Genomic DNA, 21,951 nt, shown 5'->3' on the forward strand with positions numbered 1-21,951 from the left:
TTCCACGACTTCATCATGGCTTGCCCGCCTTCGCACCTGTCAAGACATGGGTGTCTCAAGCACAGGTAGTCAATCACTGCGCCCGGGCGCTTGGCGCCCGGGAGACCTCTTCCGTCGCGAACCTGAAATCAGGCAACGAACAGCAGGACGAGGGCGACGACGAGCGAGAAGATGCCGAGACCTTCCGCGAGCGCCGCGCCGATGAACGCGCGGGCGAACTGGCCGTCGGCCGCCGACGGGTTGCGCAGGGCGCCGGAGAGGAAGTTACCGAAGATGTTACCGACGCCGACGCCGGCGAGACCCATGCCGAGGCAGGCGAGACCGGCACCAATGAACTTACCAGCTGCGGGATCCATGGACTGCTCCTTCAAAAACTCGAGTGTTGGGGAAACGGCGGAACGGCGAGGCGACGTCCGGGTCAGTGACCCGGGTGGATCGCGTCGTTGAGGTAGATCGAGGTGAGCACCGCGAACACGTAGGCCTGCAGCACCGCCACCAGAAGCTCCAGCGCGGTGAGCGCCACGATCATCAGGAAGGGCAGCGTCGCGCCGAACCAGCCGGCGACACCGGCGGAGGCGAGGCCCACCACGAAGAAGGCGAACACCTTCAGCGCGATGTGGCCAGCCAGCATGTTGGCGAACAGACGCAGCGACAGGCTGATGGGGCGGGAGAGGAACGAGACGACCTCGATCACCACCAGGAAGGGAAGCAGGAAGCCCGGAACGCCCGACGGCACGAACAGGTGCAGGAAGTGGGTGCCGTGCTTGACGAAGCCGTAGATGATGACGGTGCCGATCACCAGCAGCGCCAGGGCGGCGGTGACGATCAGGTGCGCCGTGACGGTGAAGGTGTAGGGGATCAGGCCCACCACATTCGCCACCAGCACGAACATGAACAGCGAGAACACCAGGGGGAAGAACACCATGCCCTGGTTGCCGGCGCTGTCGCGCACCATCTTGGCGATGAATTCGTAGCTCATCTCCGCCGCCGACTGGGCGCGGCCCGGGACCAGCGTGCGGCCGCGGGTGGCGTAGGTGAGGAAGAAGAAGATGATCGCCACGATGCCGAACATGAACACGGCGGCGTTCGTGAACGAGAATTGCACGCTGCTGAAGTTCAGCAGGTCAACGTAGCGCTTGATCTCGAACTGGTGGATCGGATCGACGGTCATCCGAACGCGCCCCCTGCCATCGCGGCCTCGGCCGCTGAACCCAAGATCACGGCCGAAGCCGCCAAATGCATCAACAGGTCGAAATCCGTCGCCGGACCCGGCCCAATGACCCGGACGGCTCGCGCCGCCCCGAAAACCCGATCCCGCCGCGCCTTAGCCCCTTTGCCGAGGCGGCGCCCGTCAGGACTTGCCAGGGCCGATCTTCCGGCCTTCGCCGGACGCCCTCAGCATGTTCGTCACGCCTGCGGCAAAGCCAACCAGCGTGAACACGATCAGCCCCCAAGGCGTGATCGAGAAGAATCGGTCGATGCCATAGCCGATGAGAGACCCCACCAGAACGCCCGACACAAATTCGGCACCCAACCGGAAGGCAAGCGCGACGCCCGATTTGGACGAGGTATCCTGCTCTTTTGGAGCCGGCACCTCGGCTTTGGCGCGCACGTGGCCCAACGAAGTGTTGAGCCGCTCAAGCCTTGCGGAGAGCTCGGTATCGCTGGGCCGGGAGCTTCCCGCCCCGTCCGGTCCGCTTTTGCCTCCTGCGGAGGTATCGTCAGGTCCGGACATGGCGCGAGTTCCTGGCTCCGGTGGAGGACAGCAGCCCTCTCCCTTGAACCGCGGCGCACCATAGTTGCGTCAAAATTGGGTGTCAAGGCGGCCGTATATGGTATCAAGCTGCTGAAAATAAAAGAGAAAAATGTGGCTGCGACATCGTGCTTCGCCGTCTCGGCGCTGCCGCCGCGGAAAGCTTGCGTCTGCCAGCTTCAGCAAGGGCCACTCCGTTGCGACGGAAAGGTCCCGCTCAAGCGTGCTCCAAAGCGTTACACAGCCTCCCGCAGGCGCTCTGCGCTCTGCAGATCCACCGACACCAGACGGGAGATTCCCCGCTCCGCCATCGTCACCCCGAACAGGCGATTCTGGTGGGCCATGGTGATGGGATTGTGGGTGATGGTGAGGAAGCGCGTGTCCGTGAGGCGCGTCATTTCCTCCAGCAGGGTGCAGAATCGCTCCACGTTGGCGTCGTCGAGCGGCGCGTCCACCTCGTCCAGCACGCAGATGGGGGCGGGATTCGTGAGGAAGACGGCGAAGATGAGCGCCATGGCGGTCAGCGCCTGCTCTCCGCCGGAGAGTAGCATGAGCGTCTGCGGCTTCTTGCCCGGGGGCTTGGCGATGATGTCGAGGCCGGCCTCCAGCGGATCGTCCGCATCGGTGAGCACCAGTTGCGCCTCGCCGCCGCCGAACAGCGTGTCGAACAGCTTGCGGAAATGCCCGTCCACCACCGCGAAGGAGGCCTGAAGCCGTTCGCGCGCCTCGCGGTTGAGGCTCTGGATGGCGGCGCGCAGGCGGCGGATGGCTTCGTTCAGGTCGTCGCGCTCGGTGGTCAGCTTGGTGTGCTGGGCCTCGGTCTCTTCCAACTCCACGTCGGCGCGCAGGTTCACGGCGCCGAGTCGCTCCCGGTCGCGCTTCGCCCGCTCCAGCGTCGCCTCGATGGCGGCGACGTTCGGCGGCGGGGATGAGTCGGTGAGGCCGGCTTGTTCGCGGGCGAGGTCCGGCGGACCGTCGAGAATGTCGGCGATTTCGCGCTGGAGGTCGTCGCGGCGCTGGCGGGCGCCCTCCAGCCGGGCGTCGGCGCGGGCGGCCTCGGCCCGGGCGCCGGACATGGCTTCCAGCGCGTCGCGGGCGGCCCGGTCGGCGGCAGCGAGTGCCTCCTCGCCCTCGGCGAGCCGGTCGGCAGCCTCGCGGCGGGCGGCCTCCGCCTCTTCCAGCGCATTCATGATCGCACGACGGCGGCGGATGAATTCGGAGGGGGCCTCCTCGATCTCGGCGAGCTCGGCCTTCGCCTCGGCCTCGCGGGCGGCGACGGCGGCAAGCCGTTCCCCGGCACCTCCGGCGCGCTGGCGCCAGGAGCGTTCTTCCGCGGCAATGGCTTCCAGCCGGCGCATGCGCTGGGTGGCATCGCGTCGCAGCGCATCGAGCCGGGCGCGGGCCTCGGCCACGGCGGCGCGGCGCTCGGCGGTGTCCGCACGGGCGCGGGCCAGCTCCGATTCGAGCACCTGCGGCGTGTCGAGGGCGGCGAGCTGGCGCTCGGCATCGGTCAGCGACGCCTCCGATTCGGCCCGCACGGCGGCGAGGCGATTGCGGGCCTCGGCCAGTGCGGAGAGCCGCGCGAGGTGCTGGGCGGCGCGGCGCTCGGCCGCCTCCAGCGTGGCGCGGCTCGCCTCGGCGGAGCGCTGCGCGGCGCGGCGGGCCTCCCGGGCGAGATTTTCGCCCTCGGCGGCCTGACGCAAGACGCCTTCGCGGTCGGCGAGGGTCGCGCGCACTTCGTCCAGATGTGCTTCCGCCAGCGCCGCCTCGGCCTCGATGTCGGCGAGGCGGTTGCGCTCGGCGAGGCGGCGAGCGGCGGCTGTGGGGGCGTCAGCGGCGGCGACCACGCCGTCCCAGCGCCAAAGGTCCCCCTCCGTGGAGATGAGGCGCTGGCCCGCCTTCAGCCGGCTTGCTAGCGCTGGACCGTCGGCGCGGGCCACGATGCCCACCTGCGCCAGCCGCCGTGCCAGCGCCGGGGCGCCGGAGACGAAGCGGGAGAGGGGCTGGGCGCCGTGCGGCAACGGGGGGTCGGACGGGTCTAACGTCGCACCGGCCCAGCGGGCGGGGGCGGCGCCGTCCACCGGCAGGTCGAGATCGTCGCCCAAGGCGGCGCCCAGCGCCGTCTCATAGCCCTTGGCGACGGTGACGAGATCGGCCACAGGCGGGAAGCGCGCATCGCTGGACTGGAGCACCTTCGCCAGCGTCCGCGCCTCGGTCTCCAGACGGCCGAAGCGGGCCTGCGCCTCGGCGAGGGTCGGGCGCAGTTCCTCAATGGCGCGGCGGGCGACAGTGTGGGCCACCTCTGCGTCGATGCTCGCTTCCTCGGCCTCGGCCAAGGCGTCGCGGGCGGCCTCGGCCTCCATGCGCAGGCCTTCTAGGGCATCGGTGCCGGCCTGCTGCTTCAGGCGGCTTTCCTCGGCCTCCACCGAGGCGCGCTCGGCGGCGTTGCGCACCAGCCGGTCGCGTGTCTCGCGCAGAAGCTGCTCCAGCGAAGCGCGGCGGGCGCCGAGATCGGCAAAGTGCGCGGTCTTCTCCTCAAGGGCGCGCTCGGCCTCCTCCAGAAAGGCGGCGGCCTCTTCCTGCATGTCGGCGGCAATGGCCTCGCGCTCGGCCGCCTCCTCCTGCTCGAAGCGCAGGTTTTCGGCCTCGGTGGCGAGACGCTCCAGCACGCTCTCGGCGTCGTGGGAGAGGGCTTCCTCGCGGGCGGTATCCTGAGCCAGCTGAACGAGGCGACGTTTCAGCTCCTCCTTGCGGGCGGCAAGGCGCGCCTCTTCGGCGTCCAGCTCCTGCCGGGCATGGGTCAGGCGCTGCAAGGCGGCGGCGGCTTCCGCCTCCTTCTGGCGGAGCGCCGGGAGCGCATGGGCGGCAAGGGCCTGAAGGCGCGCGGCCTCGGCCTGCAGGCGCGTGTGCTCGGCGCCATCGCGCTTTGCGGCTTCAACGGCTTGCTCGGCGTCGGCCAGCGCTTTGGTAACGTCCTGCCAGCGCAGCCAGAGCAGGGTCGCTTCGCATTGGCGGATTTCGGCGGCCAGCGATTTGTAGCGCACGGTCTGGCGGGACTGGCGGCGCAGGCTGTCCACCTGCGTGCCCAGCTGGGTGATGACATCCTCCAGCCGCAGCAGGTTCTGCTCTGCGGCCTTCAGACGGGTCTCGGCCTCATGGCGGCGGGCGTGAAGGCCGGCGACGCCGGCGGCCTCTTCCAGAATGCGGCGGCGGGCATTGGGCTTGGCGCCGACGATCTCGCCGATCTGCCCCTGCCGCACGAGGGCGGGGGAGCGGGCGCCGGTGGAGGCATCGGCGAAGATGAGCTGGACGTCGCGGGCGCGGACGTCCTTGCCATTGATGCGGTAGCTCGATCCGGCACCGCGCTCGATGCGGCGGACGATCTCCAGCTGGTCCCACTCGTTGAAGGCGGCAGGGGCGGTGCGGTCGGAATTGTCGAGGTGCAGCACCACCTCTGCGGAATTGCGCGCCGGCCTCCCCGTGGTGCCGGAGAAGATGACATCCTCCATGTCGTTGGCGCGCATGGCCTTGTAGGAGCTTTCGCCCATCACCCAGCGCAGCGCCTCGACAAGATTGGACTTGCCGCACCCGTTCGGCCCCACCACGCCGGTAAGGCCGGGCTCGATCAGGAGATCGGTGGGCTCGACGAAGGTCTTGAAGCCCACGAGCCGCAGGCGGTCGAACTTCATGCCGCGATCTTGGCTGTGGGAATGGGGAACAGGGTCATCGCCGCGGGGTGTGCCAGCCTTTCCGGTGGAGGTCAAACCAGCGTGCATGGGCCATCACCCCCGCGCAAGCCTTGGTTTGTCAACGATCCACAGGGGGTGCCTTGTGCGTCGGCGGGAGGTGCACGCAGATGCGTCTTGTGGTTGCGCCGACGCCTCCTGCCTTACCTTCCACCGTTGAAAGGGGTACAAGGCGGCAAGCGCCGCATTGCGTCGGTGTGTCTGCGCCCCATTTATGGGGGGCCGACCCGGCGATGGCGCCTTCGGGCGCTGCGGGGCTGGATTTTCGGGGATTGCGACACATGCTGCTCAATCAGGCAGGCGCCACGGGTGCCAAACCGGCTGCGGGTTCGGACAGCGCCGGCGGCGACATCATCGACACCACCACCCAGACCTTCATGGCCGAGGTGATGGAGGAATCGAAGCGCCGTCCGGTCCTCGTGGATTTCTGGGCGCCGTGGTGCGGCCCGTGCAAGACGCTGACGCCGGTCATCGAGAAGGTGGTGAAGGCCGCCAAGGGCAAGGTGCGCCTCGCCAAGCTGAACATCGACGACCATCCGGTGATCCCCGGCAAGCTCGGCATCCAGTCGGTGCCCACCGTCTATGCCTTCGTGAACGGCCAGCCGGTGGACGGTTTCATGGGCGCCCTGCCGGAGGGGCAGGTGAAGGCGTTCATCGATCGCCTCATCGGGCCTGCCACGGACGGGCTGGAGGAAGCTCTTGCGGCGGCCGAAGGCGCGCTGGCGGACGGCGACCTGACCGCTGCGGCCGAAATCTTCGCCGGCGTGCTGGGCGAGGAGCCGGACAATCTGAAGGCCCTCGCCGGCCTCGTGCGCACCCAGGTCGCGGCCGGCGCGCTGGAGCAGGCCAAGGCGACGCTGGCGCTTGCGCCCGCCGACAAGGCCAACGACCCGTCCGTTGCCGCTGCCCGCGCCGCCCTCGATGTCGCCGAGCAGGCCGCCTCGCTGGGCGATCTCGCGACGCTGCAGGCGAAGCTTGACCTCGACCCGGCCGACCATCAGGCCCGCTTTGATCTCGCGATCGGGCTCAATGCCAAGGGCCGACGCGAGGATGCGCTGATCCACCTGCTCGACATCGTCAAGCGCGACCGCGCCTGGAACGAGGATGCCGCGCGCAAGCAGCTGGTCCAGTTGTTCGAGGCCTGGGGCCCGACCGATCCGCTCACCCTTTCAGGACGTAAGAAATTGTCGGCGATCATGTTCGCCTGAGAGCGCGGCCTTTCCTTATTCCGGGGCGAGACGCAGCTTTCGATCATTGGTCGATGCGCTTTGCCGACGCGGACGGAGTTTCGCTCGAAGGCGCTCGAGAAGGATTTTTTCGTGGCTAACAACCGCAATTACCTGTCGCCGGCGGACATTCCGCCGGTGATCCCCGTGTTTCCGCTCACCGGTGCCTTGCTGCTGCCGCGGGCGGAACTGCCGCTCAACATCTTCGAGCCGCGCTATCTCGCCATGGTGGACGATGCGCTGGCCGGCGCGCGGCTTATCGGCATGATCCAGCCCGACGAGGCGGCGCCTGCGGGCGCGAGCGGACCGGCTGTGCACAAGGTGGGCTGCGTGGGGCGTCTCACCCAGTTCGGCGAGACCGGGGACGGGCGCTACCTCATCACCCTGAGCGGCATCTGCCGTTTCCGCGTGGTGGAGGAGATGGCGGTGACCACCCCCTATCGCCAGTTCCGCATCGATACGGCCCTGTTCGCCGAGGATTTCGATGTCTCGGCCGGCGAGGCGGAGGTGGACCGGGAGGCGGTGCTGGCCGCGCTCGCGGCCTTCCTGGACGCCAATAAGCTGGAAGCCGACTGGGACGGTATCCGCCAGGCCGGCACCGAGACTTTGGTGAACGCGCTCTCGGTGATGTCGCCCTACGGCGCGCTGGAGAAGCAGGCGCTGCTGGAGGCGGAGAACCTCAAGGCCCGCGCGGACATGCTGGTGGCCATCACCCAGATGATGCTGGCCCGCATGCCGGGGGACGGCGAGGGCTCGCTTCAGTAGCTCAGGGCTCTACCGCAAAGCGCAGCCGGCCCGCCGGGGCGAGGGTGCGGGCATCGAAGGTGCGGATCTCGGTCGCGCCGTTGACCTCGATGGCCACCACCACCACGTCGCCGGAGACGGCGGTGGAGACAATGCGGGCGCCCTTGGGCAACAGCGCGGTCATTTCGCCCGACGCAAGCGGTTTCGCCCGGATCATGCGATAACCGATCACGCCGAACACGGCCGCCACTCCCAGCACCATGACCAGCATGGAGATGCTGGAGAAGCGGCGGAACTTGCGGATGACGCGCTCCTGTTCCGGCGTCAGCGCCTCTTCGGGGGTGTCGATCTGGGGCGGGCGGTGGAACATGAGGGGCCGGGGCTCCTGACGGGACGAGAATGAACGCGAAGACGACCGAAGCTGCCCTTGTCGACGGCTTCGACGACCTCACCGACGACATCGGGCCGGACGAAGCCGGTCAGGACGCTGGCGCGAGCCTCACCCTCGCCGTCGCCCCCGAGGATGCGGGGCAGCGGCTGGATCGCGTCCTGGCGCGCCTTGCGCCCGAACTCAGCCGCACCCGCATCCAGCGTCTCGTTGCGGAAGGGCAGGTGTCCATCGGCGGGGGAGTGGTAGGGGACGCGGCCGCGAGGGTCAATGCCGGCGAGGTCTACACCCTGACCCTGCCGCCTCCCGAGCCGGCCGAACCGGTGGCGGAAGACCTCCCGCTCACCATCGCCTTCGAGGATGATCATCTCATCGTCATCGACAAGCCAGCCGGGCTGGTGGTGCATCCTGCGCCGGGGCATGCCTCGGGCACGCTGGTGAACGCACTCCTGCACCATTGCGGCGACAGCCTCTCCGGCATCGGCGGGGTGCGGCGGCCGGGTATCGTCCATCGCATCGACAAGGATACGTCGGGCCTGCTGGTGGTGGCCAAGTCCGACGCCGCTCACAAGGGCCTCGCCGCCCAGTTCGCCGACCATGGCCGCACCGGGCCGCTGGAGCGGGCCTATCTCGCCTTCGTCTGGGGCGTGCCCGAGCCCCGCGGCCGGGTGGACGCTCCCATCGACCGGCACCCCACCCATCGCCAGAAGATGGCGGTACGAAATTCCGGCCGTCACGCAGTGACCCATTGGGAGGTGCTGGAGACCTTCGTCGGCAAGACCGGCACAGAGGTCGCGAGCCTCATCGAATGCCGGCTGGAGACCGGGCGCACCCACCAGATCCGCGTCCACATGGCCCATGCCGGCCATCCGCTGCTCGGCGACGAAGTGTACGGCCAGGGCTTCCGCACCAAGGTCTCGCTGCTGCCGGATGAGGCCCGGGCCTGCCTTGCCGCGCTTGGCCGGCAGGCGCTGCACGCCGCTCGGCTCGGCTTCGCGCACCCGGTGACCGGCGAGGAATTGTCGTTTGAAAGCGAGCTGCCGCAGGATCTTGCGGCGCTCAAGGCGGCGCTGCGCGACTGATCGAGAGCGTGCAGAAACGCAATCCGCTCTCGCAGCGACGTGAGAGGATGAAACCTATCCGCCTTTCGTTCGTATCTATATTATCGTGCGTCGCGGTCGGCGTCATGCGGCCGCACGAGCGGCTGCCCGGATGGGGGCCGCGGGAGAAGGAGGCCTCGTGATGGCCCAGCAGAAGTCCATGCCCATTCCCTCCGCAGAGGGCGGGCTTTCGCGGTACCTGGAGGAAATCCGGCGGTTCCCCATGCTGGAGCCGCAGGAGGAATATATGCTCGCGAAGAGCTGGCGCGAGCATGGGGACCGCGACGCCGCTCACAAGCTGGTGACGAGCCATCTGCGCCTCGTGGCCAAGATCGCCATGGGATACCGCGGCTATGGCCTGCCCATCTCCGAGGTGATCTCCGAGGGCAATGTGGGCCTCATGCAGGCGGTGAAGCGGTTCGAGCCCGAGAAGGGCTTCCGCCTCGCCACTTATGCCATGTGGTGGATCCGCGCCTCCATCCAGGAATACATCCTGCGCTCGTGGAGCCTCGTGAAGATGGGCACCACGGCGGCGCAGAAGAAGCTGTTCTTCAACCTGCGCAAGGCCAAGAGCCAGATTTCCGCGCTGGAAGAGGGCGACCTGCGTCCCGACCAGGTGAAGCAGATCGCCACCAAGCTCGGCGTCACCGAGCAGGACGTGGTGGACATGAACCGCCGCCTGTCCGGGGACGCCTCCCTCAACGCCCCCATCCGTGAGGATTCGGAAGGCGGCGAGTGGCAGGACTGGCTGGTGGACGAGCGCCAGGACCAGGAGGAGCAACTCGCCGAGAGCGAGGAGCTGAGCAACCGCCGCTCGGCCCTGTCCGGCGCCCTGTCCGTGCTCAACGACCGCGAACGCCGCATCTTCGAGGCGCGCCGGCTCTCCGACGACCCGATGACGCTGGAAGACCTTGCCGCCGAGTTCGGCGTCTCACGCGAGCGCGTGCGCCAGATCGAAGTGCGCGCATTCGAGAAGGTGCAGAAGGCGGTGATGGACCGCGTTCGGCAGATCGAAGCACCGGAGGCGGTCTCGGCCTGAGCCGGGACCGCGCCATCTCGCCATCTACCCGTAAGGTTCCGGTCCAGTAGCCGGCTGGCGCTGTCGCCTATGGCCGTCACCTCCTCTCAGGATACCTCCGAAGCCTTTCCGGCAGGACGTAGCTACGCTTGGGTTGACGTATACGGCATTCAATCAACTCTAAATATCTGCTCCTTGGCGAAAATTGGTCCAAATGGGGATAGATTGGATCGATCTGATCTGGATCGCATGAGCCTAGCATGATACCCGCCTAGCTTGACCTCCGGGGTGGCTTTGACAGGAACTCCCGTGCCGACGGCTGTTCGTGCCGGGGGTGGCCATGGCGCGTGTGATGGCAGTTGGGCGATGCGGGATGTTGCGGTCATCGTCGTCGATGACGACAAGGAGTTCCTTCTTGAGGTGCGAGAGGGCCTCGCGCTCGAGAACCTGCCAGTGGTCTGCGCCTCTTCGCCTTTGAGCGCTCTCGATATCGTCGAGCAGAACTTCGCCATACGCGTGCTGGTCACCGACCTTGCCATGCCGGATCTTGACGGTCTTGAGCTGATCCGTCGTGTGGGTGAACTTCGTCAAGGCCCGCAGATTCTCCCCATCATACTCACGGGAAATGCATCGCTGGAGAACTCCGTTGCCGCCCTGCGCATGGGCGCGGTGGATTTTCTCCAAAAGCCGGTCGAAATCGCCAATCTCGTGGCCGCCATTCGGCGTGCGCTGGATCTCTCCGTGCAGAAGCGGCGGGCAGCGACCTTGTTCGACGATCCTCTGTCTCTTCTGCGCCTGCTTGACGGCCTGCGCATGGACCGCAAGCGGGTTCTTCCGAGGATTGCCGGCGGAGATGCCGCCTGGGAAATGCTGCTCGATCTCGCCATGGCGCAGGCTGCTGGCCGGCAGGTTTCGGTCTCGGCGCTATGCGCGGGGGTCGGAACCTCCACCACCACAGCCTTGCGTCGCCTCGAAGCGCTTGAGCAGGAAGGGCTTGTCGAGCGCCATCCCGACCCCGAGGATCGCCGAAGGGTATGGCTCCAGCTGACCCACAAGGGCGGAGCATCCGTGCGTCAGGCCGGCCGGCGCTTTGCCGAAGCCCTCCGGGCGCTCATTTAGTAATATGTCCGAACGAAAATTGTATTTCGCTAAAATTGCGTGTTGCAACGAACTATTTTTGACCTCATATTTTAATATAGATAGGTCCATTCTGGATATTATGACTACAATCTGAACCCGATTATCATTGTGAAAGTTTCGGTACCCGGGCACTTTCCGCGGAGTTAAGCGGGTGGAGTGCCATGGGTGCAGCTGTTCTTGCTGATGACGGTGGTCGCGTCATCAATCCCTCTCACCATGAGAGAGGTCTTGTGGCGGCTTGGCTCGGAAATGCCGTCGGAACGTTCGTCGATGTCGGTGCGGGGGATCCCATCCGCGGCAGCCAGACCTATCATCTCGAGCTGAACGGCTGGAAGGGTCTGCTCATCGAGCCGTCCGTCGAGCTGGCCAAGGCGTTGGAGACGACACGAAAGTCTCCGGTCGTCCCGGTCGCCTGTGCGGCGCCCGGAGCGCCCGACATACTTCAGCTCTGGCTTCTGGGATGGGAGGCGCGGTCACACCTGTTCCCCGGCGACCAGCCGAGCGGCGTGATGCGCGTGGCGGCCAGAACGCTTGATGATATTCTGGCGGAGGCAGGCATCACCAGCTTCGATTTCCTCTCCCTCGACGTGGGGGGCACCGAGGCGGACGTTCTTTCCGGCTTCACCGCCTCCCGTTTCAAGCCGCGTCTCATCCTGGTCGACGACCGGGTGGATTTCGGCCGCAGCCGCCGCCTGTTGCGGGCACATGATTATGTGCCGGTCCGTCGCACCGGGCACAACGCCTGGTTCGTGCCCCGCAAGGTCGCCGGCCTTGCGTTCGCGGACAGGGTGACGCTCGCGTGGCACTACGGGCCGGCGCGCCTCGCGCGGCGGCTGCAGCGCCGCGTTCTGGCTTGATGCCGGAGAGTGCGCCCTCGCCAGCCGGGTCGACAGTCGGGGCTGGCGTGAGCCGCCTGTTGTGAAGCGCGGACAGGACGAGTGACGCGATCAGCATCAGGGCGACGCCGATGAAGATACCGGTGAGGCGTTCCACCACCGGCATCAGTTCGGCGGGCGGGCCGCCGTCGGTGAGCAAGCGGGAGAAATAGAAGATGCCGCCCGCGAGCACCGCCAGATAGACGAGAAGACTATCGAGCTGGAGCAGGAGCGCGGCCAGCCCGGCGAATGCTCCCAGGATGCAGCCGAGCACGCGCTCGCGCACGAGGATGGTGCCGAAATCCCGGTCCAGCAGCGCAAGGGACGCGCCGATGGCCTGCGGCAGCGACCGCAGGTCGAAGCACGATCATAAAATGACCATGGCAACCGCTGAGGTGCCGCCGGTGACGAGGCTGATCTGCATGAGGTCGAGATCGGCCGTCAGCGGCGCCTCCCCACACAATTGCGGCGCCGGCCTGTCCGGATGACGGTGCCGGAGCGTACCCGCGCTTGATTCCCTTTGGGAACCCCTCGGCGCCAGAGCCCGATCGCAGAGGGGCCGGCGCCGTACGCGGGCTCAGCCGTGCCTGTCCTTGTTCTCGCCGATGGACGTGGCGATGTCGGTGAAGGTCGGGGAGGGGCCTTCCTGGCGATTGGTGGCCGCGCGCAGGAAGCGGATGGGGAACAACACCCCTTCGGCCTGGCCCGGGCTGATGGTGCGGCAGGCGGCATCGCGGCGGCAGGCGTCCTCCGCCTCGGCGAGCGCTGTCTCGATCTCGCCGGAGGTGAGAAGGCCCTTGTTCCGCATGGTCTCGACCAGGCGCGACAAGGCGAGGAGCACGCCTTCCAATTGCAGGTTCGCGGTGTTCATGGGGTTCTCCGCTCTGGTGCGGCGTTCCGCCGTCCAGCCATGCCAACGCTGCGGACCTCGCACCGGTTTCCCCGCGCCGGCCGCAGGTTCTCAACCGCACCGTTGCCGCATAGGATGCGCGCCCGCCCCGGCGCCTGCCCGCCACTCCACTTTCGGTGTTCGTTTCCCGCAGCGCTCCAGCCGGATGGCCGGATGAGCGGCGGCCTACGGCCCACCGGGGCGCAAAGACCGATTCGAATACACGGTTCGACCGGCGCCTGCGCGATCCACGGCGCGGCGCCCCAAGGAGGAAGCCCGATGTCCGATGCCTATCCCAACGTCCAGCTCCACATTGACGGTGTCTGGCGCGACGCCGAGGGGGGCCGCCGCATCCCGGTCATCAATCCCGCCACGGAGGAGGAGATCGGCTCGGTCGCGCACTGCTCACGGGCCGACCTCGACGCGGCGCTGGAGGCGACCGAGCGCGGCTTCGCGACCTGGAGCAAGGTATCGGCGTTCGATCGCTCCAAGCTCATGCGCAAGGCCGCCGACCTGCTGCGCGAGCGCGCCGACGGCATCGCCCGGCTGATGACGCTGGAGCAGGGCAAGCCGCTCATCGAAGCGCGGATGGAGACGCTGGCGGCCGCCGACATCATCGACTGGTTCGCCGAGGAAGGGCGCCGCGCCTATGGGCGCGTCATTCCCGCCCGCGCGCCCGGCGTCTACCAGCTCGTCATCAAGGAGCCGGTGGGGCCTGTCGCGGCCTTCACGCCGTGGAATTTCCCCCTCAACCAAGTGGTACGCAAGCTGTGCGGCGCTCTGGCGGCAGGCTGCTCCATCATCGTGAAGGCGCCGGAGGAGACGCCGGCGTCTCCCGCCGAGCTGATCCGTGCCTTCGTGGACGTGGGCGTGCCGGCCGGTGTCATCGGGCTCGTCTATGGCGTGCCGGCGGAAGTGAGCGAATATCTCATCCCGCATCCGACCATCCGCAAGATCACCTTCACCGGCTCCACCCCGGTGGGCAAGCGGCTGGCGGCACTCGCCGGCGAGCACATGAAGCGCGCGACCATGGAGCTGGGCGGGCATTCGCCGGTCATCGTTTTCGATGATGCGGACGTGGCCGCCGCGGCCAAGCAGATCGCCACCGCCAAGTTCCGCAACGCCGGGCAGGTGTGCGTCTCGCCGACCCGCTACCTCATTCAGGAGAAGGTCTACGAGCAGTTCGTAGACGCCTTTGTCACCGTCGCCAAGGCGGTGAAGGTGGGCAACGGCCTGGACGCCGGCACCACCATGGGCCCGCTCGCCAACGAGCGCCGCATTCCGGCCATGGAAGCCCTCATCGCCGATGCCCGCCAGAAGGGGGCAGAGGTGGCGACAGGCGGCTCACGCATTGGAAACAAAGGCTATTTCTTCGAGCCCACGGTGGTCACGGGCGTCACCCGCGACATGCGGATGATGAACGAGGAGCCGTTCGGCCCGCTGGCCATGATGCTGCCCTTCTCGGATTTCGAGGAGGCCGTCACCGAGGCCAACCGGCTGCCCTATGGCCTTGCATCCTATGCCTATACCCGCTCGGCCAAGACCGCCCAGCAGGTGGCGCACCGGGTGCAGGCGGGCATGATGACCATCAACCATCTGGGCCTTGCGCTGCCTGAGGTTCCCTTCGGCGGCATCAAGGATTCCGGCTATGGCTCGGAAGGCGGCTCGGAGGCCATCGAGGCCTATCTGAACCCCAAGTTCGTGTCCCAGGCCGGGATCTAACCCTCAGGCAGAAAAGAACTTTCGCCGCCCTCCGGCTGGGCTGGAGGGCGGCGGCGGTTCAGGCGGCTACACCAGCATCTGCATGTCGCCGTCCACCGCGATGGCTTGGCCGGAAATGGTGGAGCCCATCGGGGACGACAGGAAAACCGCAACATTGGCAAGGTGTTGTGGCGGGATGAGGCGCTTTAGAGAGGTGGCCGAGAGGGCCATCGCCTGCACATCCTCCATGGACATGTTGCGCTCCCGCGCCTTGTTCTCGAACACCGAGCGGATGCGCGGGCCGTCTACCGATCCGGGCAGTATGGCATTGGCGCGTATACCGAATTCGCCCAGCTCCATGGCCAGGGACTTGATGAAGCCCACCACCCCCCACTTCGCCGCCGCATAGGGCGAGCGGAGCGGAAAGCCGAAGCGGCCGGCGGCCGAGGAGAGGCCGATGATGGAGGCGTTGGCGCTCTCCTTCAGGGCCGGCACGGCGAGGCGGGTGACGTTGAAATGGCCGGTGATGTCCACCGCCAAAGTGCGGTCCCAGTCCTCCGGCGAGATCTGGTCCACGCGGCCGGTGGGGCCGGCGATTCCCGCATTGTTTACAAGCACATCGAGCCCGCCGAGACGGCCCAGCGCGCCGTCCATGAAGGCGGCGACCGAGGCTCGATCCGACACGTCGCACCAGGTGCCGACGGACCCCGGCGCGGTGCTCCCCAAGGCCTCCAGGGCGGCCTCGTCCACGTCGCAGACTTCCACCTTCGCCCCCTCCTTCAGGAAGGCGCGGGCGATTTCCAGGCCGATGCCGCCGGCGCCGGCGGTGACGATGACGCGAATGCCGGCAATGCCGAGGTCCATGGCGTTCTCCCTAGGTTTTCTGGTGGGGTATCGGTGCTGTCAGGTGCCGGTTCAGGCACGTTCAGTCTTGAATCAGTCCGGAAGCACGTCGCGCGAGAGGATGAAGTCGCCCGCGCTCCAGATATCCGCGACCAGGGCGTCCCGTGCCGCGTCCGAATCGCGGGCCTTGAGGGCGGCAACGAGGCGGGCGTGGTGGAGGTGCGCCTCCCCCTGACGCACCCGCTCCGGGCCGGCGCGAAAATCGAGGTTGAGGACGGGGCCGATCTGCAGCCAGAGGCCCTCGATCATCCCCATCAGGGTGGGCAGGTGGGCGGCGCGGTAGAGGGCGAAGTGCAGGTCCTTGTTGTGGCGCATGGCGGCGGCGCCGTCCGGTCTCTTCTTGTCCCGCTCGGCGGCGAAGGCGCGCTCGCAGCGGACCACTTCGGCGATCTCCTCATCCGTCGCCTCGCGGGCGGCGGTGGCGGCGGCGAGGCCTTCGAGGCTGATGCGGATGAGGCGCAGTTCGGCGAAGCGGGCGCGGGGCATGAGGGGCACGCGCACGGCGCGGTTGGGCAGCACTTCCAGCGCGTTCTCGGCGACGAGGCGCGACACCGCTTCCCGCACCGGCATGGCGCTGGTGCCGATGGCGGCGGCCAGTCCCCGCAGGGTGAAGCGCTCGCCCGGCGCGGCGCGGCCGGAGAGCAGCAGCTCCTTCAGATCGCCATAGACCTGATCGGCCAAAGTCTGGCGGACGATGCGGCCGACACGGGCATCGAGCGTCGCCGCCGGCTCGTCGCCGCGGACCTCTGAGGCATCGCCGTCTGCGGCGGAAGGTGTCTTGTGTTCCATGTTCCGCGTCTGCTATGTGTGATCACAGATAACAGATAGCCGAGCCAGTCGGCAATCATTCCGGAGCGGTCCGAACGGGAAAAATCCTGCCGCCGCAACGTCCAGCCGGATCCATGGGAGGAGACGACGCCGTGAACGACATTCCCCATCACGCCCGCATTGCGTCCGCATCCGTCGGTCGTCGCACGCTCCTGAAGGGCGTCGGCGCGGCCGCGCTTCTCGGTGGCGTCGGCATGCCGGCCATCGTGAAGGCGCAGGCCGACACCGTGACCTTCGGCCACCTCACCCCGCTCACCGGCTTCCTCGGCCCGCTCGGCGCCTATGGCCAGATGGGCGTGCAGCTCGCGGTGGAGGAGCTGAACGCGGCGGGCGGCATCAATGGCCGCAAGATCAACCTCGTGATGGAAGACAGCGTGAACCCCGCCACCGCCTCTTCCAAGGCGGAGCGCTACATCGAGCGCGACAAGGCGGCGGTGATCGTGGGCGAGATTTCCTCCGCCTCGGCGCTGGCCATCGCCCAGGTGGCGGCGCGCAACAAGATCGTATTCGTCAACACCGGCGGCAATTCCGATGCCCTGCGCGGCAAGGATTGCAACCGCTACATGTTCCATGTGGAAGGCGCCAACACCCAATATGTGAAGGCGGTGGGCGCGGCGATGCTGCGCGATGGCCTCATCAAGGGCAAGAAACTCTTCTTCCTCACCGCCGACTACGCCTTCGGCCACGATCTGTCCCGCGTCGCCAAGCGCTACATCGCCCAGAATGGCGGCGAGGTGATCGCCGACGAGCTGGTGCCCACCGACGCCACGGACTTCTCGTCCTATCTGCTCAAAGTGCGCCAGTCGCGCCCGGACGTGGTGATCTCCAACCTCGCCGGAAACCAGATCACCAACTTCATCAAGCAGTATTCGGAATTCGGCCTGAAGTATCCGTTCGGCGGCTTCGGCTTCGATACGGCGGTGGCCTGGGGCGCGGGCAAGGATGCCTTCGGCGGCATCTGGCCGCTCATCTGGCACCATGACGTCTCCGCCCCGTCCTCCAAGGCCTTCGTCGCCGCCTTCGTGAAGAAGTGGGGCAAGCCGCCGGAGAACCAGGCGTGGGGCGACTATGTGGCCACCAAGCTCGTCGCCCGCGCCATGATCGAGACCAAGAGCACGGATTCCGCGCAGATCATCTCCTTCTTCGAGAAGGAGAAGGAGCTGGACATCCTGAAGGGTCGCAAGGGCTACTTCCGCGACTGGGACCACCAGCTCATCCAGGAGATGTACACGGTGACCCCCCGCCCGGTGGCGCAGGTGAAGGACAATTGGGACATCATGGTCCTCGGCCCGGCCGTGCCCGGTGACGGCACCGCCCTCGACGTGATCGCGCCCACCCCGGAAGAGAACGCCTGCACCTTCCCCGCGGGGTGAGGAGGCGGGTGGCTCCGGCGGGGAGGGCGGAGGGGCGTTGCCGGCTTCGCCGAACTTTCCGCTGGACCCCGGCTCGGCGCTCCGGCTCCGCCGTCGCTGGTCCGGGGCACCAACTCCCCCCTCTCCCCTCGAAGTCGGCTGTTGCCGACTTCGACTTTTGCGAACCGAAGCCGGCAACAGCCGGGTTCGGGCGGGAGAGGGGTTGGGGGTGAGGGGTGGGGATGTTTCCGCCTGCGCCGGACAACGGTTCACGCGGCGCCATACCCCTCACCCCAGCCCTCTCCCGCAAGGGGAGAGGGGGCGGCCGATTCCGGCGCCGCCCTCGCGCCCCGGACGCATGCAGCGAAAGCGGAATGCGAGCCGGGGCCCAGCGCATGGGTTCGCCGAAGGCGGCTCAAGCGGGGATGCCTTGGGGCATTGCCGGCTTCGCCGACTTTTCCCCTGGACCCCGGCTCGGCGCTCCGGCTCCGCCGTCGCTGGTCCGGGGCACCAACGCCTCCCTCTCCCGGAAGGGGAGAGGGAGTCTGAGCGGCGCGGGGTCCGCCGTCGATGTCTGCCAGTAAAAACGCCTAAGGCCGGAGAAGATGCAATGCCCATGGAACTCGTCTTCCTCATCGAGCAATTGCTCAACGGGCTTCTGGTGGGTGTCGCCTATCTCTTGATCGCCCTCGGCCTCTCGCTCATCTTCTCGCTGGGCGGCATCGTGAACCTCGCCCATGGCGGCTTCTATGCCATCGGCGCCTATATCGGCGTCGAGGTCGGCAACCGCTTCGGCTTTCCCGCCGCCTTCGTCGCCGCGCCGCTCTCCGTGGCGCTCATCGGCATGGTCATCGAGCGCACCCTGTTTTCGCGCTTCTACCGGGCCGATCCCATCCTCTCGCTGCTGCTCACCTTCGGCCTCGCCATGGTGATCGAGCAGGCGCTGCGCATGGCCTTCGGCGCCACGCCCATTCCCTTCTCCATTCCCGCCTTCCTCAAGGGGCAGGTGTTCCTCGGCGACTTCATCTATTCGCGCTATCGCCTCGCCATCCTGGTGGTGGCGGCGGTGGCGGTGCTCGGGCTGTGGCTGCTGCTCCAGCGCACCGCCTTCGGCCGCGTGGTGCGGGCCGGGGTGCAGAACCCGGACATGGTGGGCGCGCTCGGCATTTCGCTCACCCCCTATCTCACGGCGGTGGCGGCCATCGGCATCGGCCTTGCGGGCCTCGCCGGCATCATGCTCGCGCCCATCTCCGGCGTGCATCCGGCCATGGGCTCGGAAATCCTCACCGCCGCCTTCGTGGTGGTGGTCATCGGCGGCCTCGGCTCGTTCTGGGGCGTGGTGGCGGCGGGGCTGCTGGTGGGCCTCGTGCGCGGGCTCACGGTCTATTTCATCCCGCCGGCGGCCGAGGCGTCCATGTACGTCCTGATGCTGGCGGTGCTGCTCGCCCGGCCGCGCGGCCTGTTCGGCGAGCGCATCCTGCGCTTCGAGTGACCGCCATGCCCAAGGCCTCCACCGCGCCTTCCGTGACTGCGACATCTCCCTCGCCAGAAGCCGCGCCGAGCGCGGCGTGCCCTCCCGCCTCAGGAGCCGCGATGCTCGCCCGCAATGCCAACCTCATCGTCGCCGCGGTGGCGCTGGCCCTTCTGCCCGCGCTGCTCTCCGCCCTCGGCCTGACGGTGACCTCCGCCACCGACGTGGTGATCCTCGCCCTCGCCTGCATGGCGCTGAACCTGCTCGTCGGCTACACCGGCCTCGTCTCCTTCGGCCATGGCGCGTGGTTCGGGCTCGGCGCCTATGCGGCGGCGCTGGTGCAGCAGCGGCTGTTTCCCGAATGGGGCCTCGTGCTGGCCATCCCGGCGGCGGTGCTGGTGACGCTGGCGGCCATCCCGGTGGGCTACGTGGTGCTGCGCCGGCGCGGCGTCTATTTCTCGCTGCTGACGCTGGCGCTGACTGCGCTGGCCTACACCATCGCCTTCCGCTGGACCGCCGTGACCGGCGGCGAGAACGGCCTCGGCGGCGTCAATCGCGGCCCCTTCCTCGGCCTTGATGTGGATCGCAACGCCACCTTCTACTGGGTGGTGGCGGGCGCGGCCTTCCTCATCATCCTCACGCTCCAGCGCTTCGTGCGCTCGCCGGTGGGCACGGTGCTGGTCGCCATCCGCGAGAACGAGCAGCGGGCGCGCTTCATCGGCTACGACACGCGGGCCTACAAGATCGCCTGCTTCACCCTCTCGGCCGGCCTCACCGCGTTCGCCGGGGCGCTGCTCGCCTTCAACCACCGCTTCGCCTCGGCCGATCCCATCGCCATCGCCTTTTCCGGCGAGCTGCTGGCCATGGTGGTCATCGGCGGCATGCGCTCCTTCCTCGGGCCGGCGCTGGGCGCGCTGTTCTTCGTGCTGTTCCGCGAGTTCCTGTCCATGTGGACGGCGAACTGGCTGTTCTGGTTCGGCCTTTTGTTCATGGCCTTCATCGTCTTCTCGCCCACCGGGCTCGTGGGCGTCGCCGACCGGCTCCTCGCGCCGCTCCGGAAGAAGACCATCGAGGCCGCCGCCATGGGCCGGCGCACCTCGGCGGAGAAACGGCCGCTGCCGTCCTCCCTCACCGCCCGCGCGCGGTGGGAGAGCCTGGCGCCGCTGCTGGAGGCGAAGAACCTCGCTCTGGGCTTCGGCGCCATCAAGGCGGTGCGGGCCGGCGCTGTGGCGGTGAAGGATCGCACGCTCCACGCCCTCATCGGCCCCAACGGTGCGGGCAAGACCTCCACCTTCAACATGATCTCCGGCATGTTCGCCCCCAATGCCGGCGAAATCCGCCTCGCCGGCGAGCGCATCGACGGGCTCTCGCCCAATCAGGTGTGCATGAAGGGCCTCGCGCGCTCCTTCCAGATCACCAACCTGTTCCCGACCCTTTCGGTGGAGGAGAACCTTCGCCTCGGCGTGCAGGCCACCCACAAGAGCCGCTTCGATCCCTGGCGCGATGCCGCGTCCATCCCCGAGATCAATGCCGAGACGGCGGAGATGGTGGCCTTCCTCGGCGTCGCCGGCATGGAAAGGGCAGAGGCGGGCGCGCTCTCCTATGGCGGGCAGCGGCTCTTGGACATGGGTCTTGCCCTCACCTCCCGCCCGCGCGTGCTGCTGCTGGACGAGCCCCTGGCGGGCCTCGCGGCGGCGGAGCGCAACCGCGTCTCCAACCTCATCAAGGACATCTCCGCCGAGGTGCCGGTGCTCCTCGTGGAGCACGACATCGACCGCGTGTTCGAACTGGCCGACGCCGTGACCGTGATGGCCGACGGCGCGGTGCTGGTGGACGGCACGGTGGAGGATGCACGCTCCGACAAGCGCGTGCAGGAGGTCTATATCGGCTCCGGCGCCGCGGCGCTGGCCGCCCGCGACCTTCAATCCGCTGCCACCGACACCACCATGCTGCGGCTCCACGGCATCGATGCCTTCTACGGCAAGAGCCGCATCCTCGCCGGCGTCTCGCTGGAGGCGAAGGAGGGGGAGATCCTCGCGCTGCTCGGCCGCAACGGGGCGGGAAAATCCACTTTGCTCAAGGCCATCACCGGCATCGTCAAGCCCATGAACGGGTCACTGACACTGGCGGGCGAGGAACTGATGGGCCTGTCCTCCGCAGCCATCGCCCGGCGCGGCGTCGGCTACGTGCCGCAGGGCCGGGCGCTGTTCCACGGCATGAGCGTGCGACACAACCTCGAACTCGGGCGGCTGAAGCGCATCACCGGGGCCGGCAAGCACTTCAGCGAGGAGGAGGTGCTGGACCTCTTCCCGCGCCTGAAGGTGCGCATGGACACGCCGGCCGACCTCCTCTCCGGCGGCGAGCAGCAGATGGTGGCGGTGGCCCGCGCGCTCATGGGCGACACCCGCGTGCTGCTGCTGGACGAGCCGTTCGAGGGCCTCTCCCCGGCGGTCACCGAGGAACTGTTCGACGCCTTCGACCGGCTGCGCCAAGCGCTCACCCTCGTCATCGTGGATCACCATCTCGACGTGGTGCTGAACCTCGCCGACCGCGCGGTGGTTCTGGAGCGCGGCGAGGTGGTCCACGAGGGCCCCGCCCGCCCGCTCGCGCGCGACCTTGATCTGAGAAGGCAGGTGCTGTGGCTGTGAGGGGCGGGGCAATGACCGCCAAAAGCCACCCCTCTCCCCTTGCGGGAGAGGGGATGGGGGTGAGGGGTGGGAGCCCCTCCTCCATCGCACTCATCGGTCAAACGACACCACCCCTTCATCCGGCTCGCGGCTTCGCCGCGATCCACCTTCTCCCGCGAGGGGAGAAGGG

The 21,951-nt window shown here is 67.9% G+C and carries 18 protein-coding genes; 10 read left to right on the top strand and 8 right to left on the bottom strand.

All coding sequences use genetic code 11. From position 1 onward, the window contains the following. Positions 1-128: 128 nt before the first annotated feature. The 4 genes from EJ105_RS16205 to smc form a co-directional block, all read right to left on the bottom strand. Positions 129-356 carry a F0F1 ATP synthase subunit C gene (locus EJ105_RS16205; protein WP_024280371.1) on the bottom strand — a complete coding sequence of 76 codons (228 nt, stop codon included), beginning with the start codon at positions 354-356 and terminating at the stop codon, positions 129-131. Positions 357-418: 62 nt separating this feature from the next. After that, a complete protein-coding gene (locus EJ105_RS16210) occupies positions 419-1,171 on the bottom strand; it encodes a F0F1 ATP synthase subunit A (protein WP_029555299.1) in 753 nt (250 codons plus the stop codon). 180 nt (positions 1,172-1,351) lie between these two features. Further along, entirely contained in the window at positions 1,352-1,735 is a 384-nt protein-coding gene (locus tag EJ105_RS16215) for an AtpZ/AtpI family protein (RefSeq protein WP_029555298.1), read from the bottom strand. Positions 1,736-1,989: 254 nt separating this feature from the next. Next, complete coding sequence (gene smc, locus EJ105_RS16220) at positions 1,990-5,442, bottom strand: chromosome segregation protein SMC (protein WP_250167161.1); 3,453 nt, start codon at positions 5,440-5,442, stop codon at positions 1,990-1,992. Between the two features lie 338 nt (positions 5,443-5,780). Between smc and trxA the strand changes: the two genes are divergently transcribed. Together trxA and EJ105_RS16230 are read left to right on the top strand one after the other, a co-directional pair. Further along, positions 5,781-6,707: a thioredoxin gene (gene trxA / locus EJ105_RS16225; protein ID WP_029555296.1), complete on the top strand. Its 927-nt coding sequence runs from the start codon at positions 5,781-5,783 to the stop codon at positions 6,705-6,707. Between the two features lie 111 nt (positions 6,708-6,818). After that, entirely contained in the window at positions 6,819-7,490 is a 672-nt protein-coding gene (locus tag EJ105_RS16230) for an LON peptidase substrate-binding domain-containing protein (protein WP_024280366.1), read from the top strand. Between the two features lies 1 nt (position 7,491). Here the strand turns inward: EJ105_RS16230 and EJ105_RS16235 are convergent, their stop codons facing one another. After that, positions 7,492-7,839, bottom strand: a complete 348-nt coding sequence (locus EJ105_RS16235) for a hypothetical protein (RefSeq protein ID WP_024280365.1) — start codon at positions 7,837-7,839, stop codon at positions 7,492-7,494. 29 nt (positions 7,840-7,868) lie between these two features. On the opposite strand from EJ105_RS16235, the gene EJ105_RS16240 reads away from it, so the two are divergent. The 4 genes from EJ105_RS16240 to EJ105_RS16255 all read left to right on the top strand — a co-directional run bounded on the left by EJ105_RS16240 (position 7,869) and on the right by EJ105_RS16255 (position 11,972). Beyond that, entirely contained in the window at positions 7,869-8,939 is a 1,071-nt protein-coding gene (locus EJ105_RS16240) for an RluA family pseudouridine synthase (RefSeq protein WP_250167162.1), read from the top strand. A gap of 160 nt (positions 8,940-9,099) precedes the next feature. After that, complete coding sequence (gene rpoH / locus EJ105_RS16245; protein ID WP_029555293.1) at positions 9,100-9,996, top strand: RNA polymerase sigma factor RpoH; 897 nt, start codon at positions 9,100-9,102, stop codon at positions 9,994-9,996. Between the two features lie 288 nt (positions 9,997-10,284). Beyond that, positions 10,285-11,094, top strand: coding sequence for a response regulator (locus tag EJ105_RS16250; protein WP_250167163.1), 810 nt, complete (start codon positions 10,285-10,287; stop codon positions 11,092-11,094). Between the two features lie 251 nt (positions 11,095-11,345). Further along, positions 11,346-11,972 carry an FkbM family methyltransferase gene (locus EJ105_RS16255; protein WP_051678747.1) on the top strand — a complete coding sequence of 209 codons (627 nt, stop codon included), beginning with the start codon at positions 11,346-11,348 and terminating at the stop codon, positions 11,970-11,972. Positions 11,973-12,567: 595 nt separating this feature from the next. On the opposite strand, the gene EJ105_RS16260 is transcribed toward EJ105_RS16255, so the two are convergent. Next, complete coding sequence (locus tag EJ105_RS16260; protein ID WP_250167164.1) at positions 12,568-12,861, bottom strand: hypothetical protein; 294 nt, start codon at positions 12,859-12,861, stop codon at positions 12,568-12,570. 297 nt (positions 12,862-13,158) lie between these two features. Between EJ105_RS16260 and EJ105_RS16265 the strand changes: the two genes are divergently transcribed. After that, on the top strand, positions 13,159-14,601 hold the full coding sequence (locus EJ105_RS16265; RefSeq protein WP_250167165.1) for an NAD-dependent succinate-semialdehyde dehydrogenase: 1,443 nt from the start codon (positions 13,159-13,161) through the stop codon (positions 14,599-14,601). Between the two features lie 66 nt (positions 14,602-14,667). Here the strand turns inward: EJ105_RS16265 and EJ105_RS16270 are convergent, their stop codons facing one another. Both EJ105_RS16270 and EJ105_RS16275 read right to left on the bottom strand, forming a co-directional pair. Then, entirely contained in the window at positions 14,668-15,444 is a 777-nt protein-coding gene (locus tag EJ105_RS16270) for an SDR family oxidoreductase (protein WP_250167166.1), read from the bottom strand. Positions 15,445-15,516: 72 nt separating this feature from the next. Further along, positions 15,517-16,272 carry a GntR family transcriptional regulator gene (locus tag EJ105_RS16275; RefSeq protein WP_029555287.1) on the bottom strand — a complete coding sequence of 252 codons (756 nt, stop codon included), beginning with the start codon at positions 16,270-16,272 and terminating at the stop codon, positions 15,517-15,519. Between the two features lie 113 nt (positions 16,273-16,385). On the opposite strand from EJ105_RS16275, the gene EJ105_RS16280 reads away from it, so the two are divergent. The 3 genes from EJ105_RS16280 (at position 16,386) to EJ105_RS16290 (ending at position 21,782) form a co-directional block, all read left to right on the top strand. Further along, a complete protein-coding gene (locus EJ105_RS16280; RefSeq protein ID WP_394006849.1) occupies positions 16,386-17,684 on the top strand; it encodes an ABC transporter substrate-binding protein in 1,299 nt (432 codons plus the stop codon). A 595-nt stretch (positions 17,685-18,279) separates the two neighbouring features. After that, positions 18,280-19,155: a branched-chain amino acid ABC transporter permease gene (locus EJ105_RS16285; protein WP_024280354.1), complete on the top strand. Its 876-nt coding sequence runs from the start codon at positions 18,280-18,282 to the stop codon at positions 19,153-19,155. Positions 19,156-19,256: 101 nt separating this feature from the next. Continuing rightward, complete coding sequence (locus EJ105_RS16290; RefSeq protein ID WP_250167168.1) at positions 19,257-21,782, top strand: branched-chain amino acid ABC transporter ATP-binding protein/permease; 2,526 nt, start codon at positions 19,257-19,259, stop codon at positions 21,780-21,782. The last annotated feature ends 169 nt before the right edge of the window (positions 21,783-21,951 follow it).

The sequence above is a fragment of the Xanthobacter aminoxidans genome (genome assembly GCF_023571765.1).
Lineage (GTDB): Bacteria > Pseudomonadota > Alphaproteobacteria > Rhizobiales > Xanthobacteraceae > Xanthobacter > Xanthobacter aminoxidans.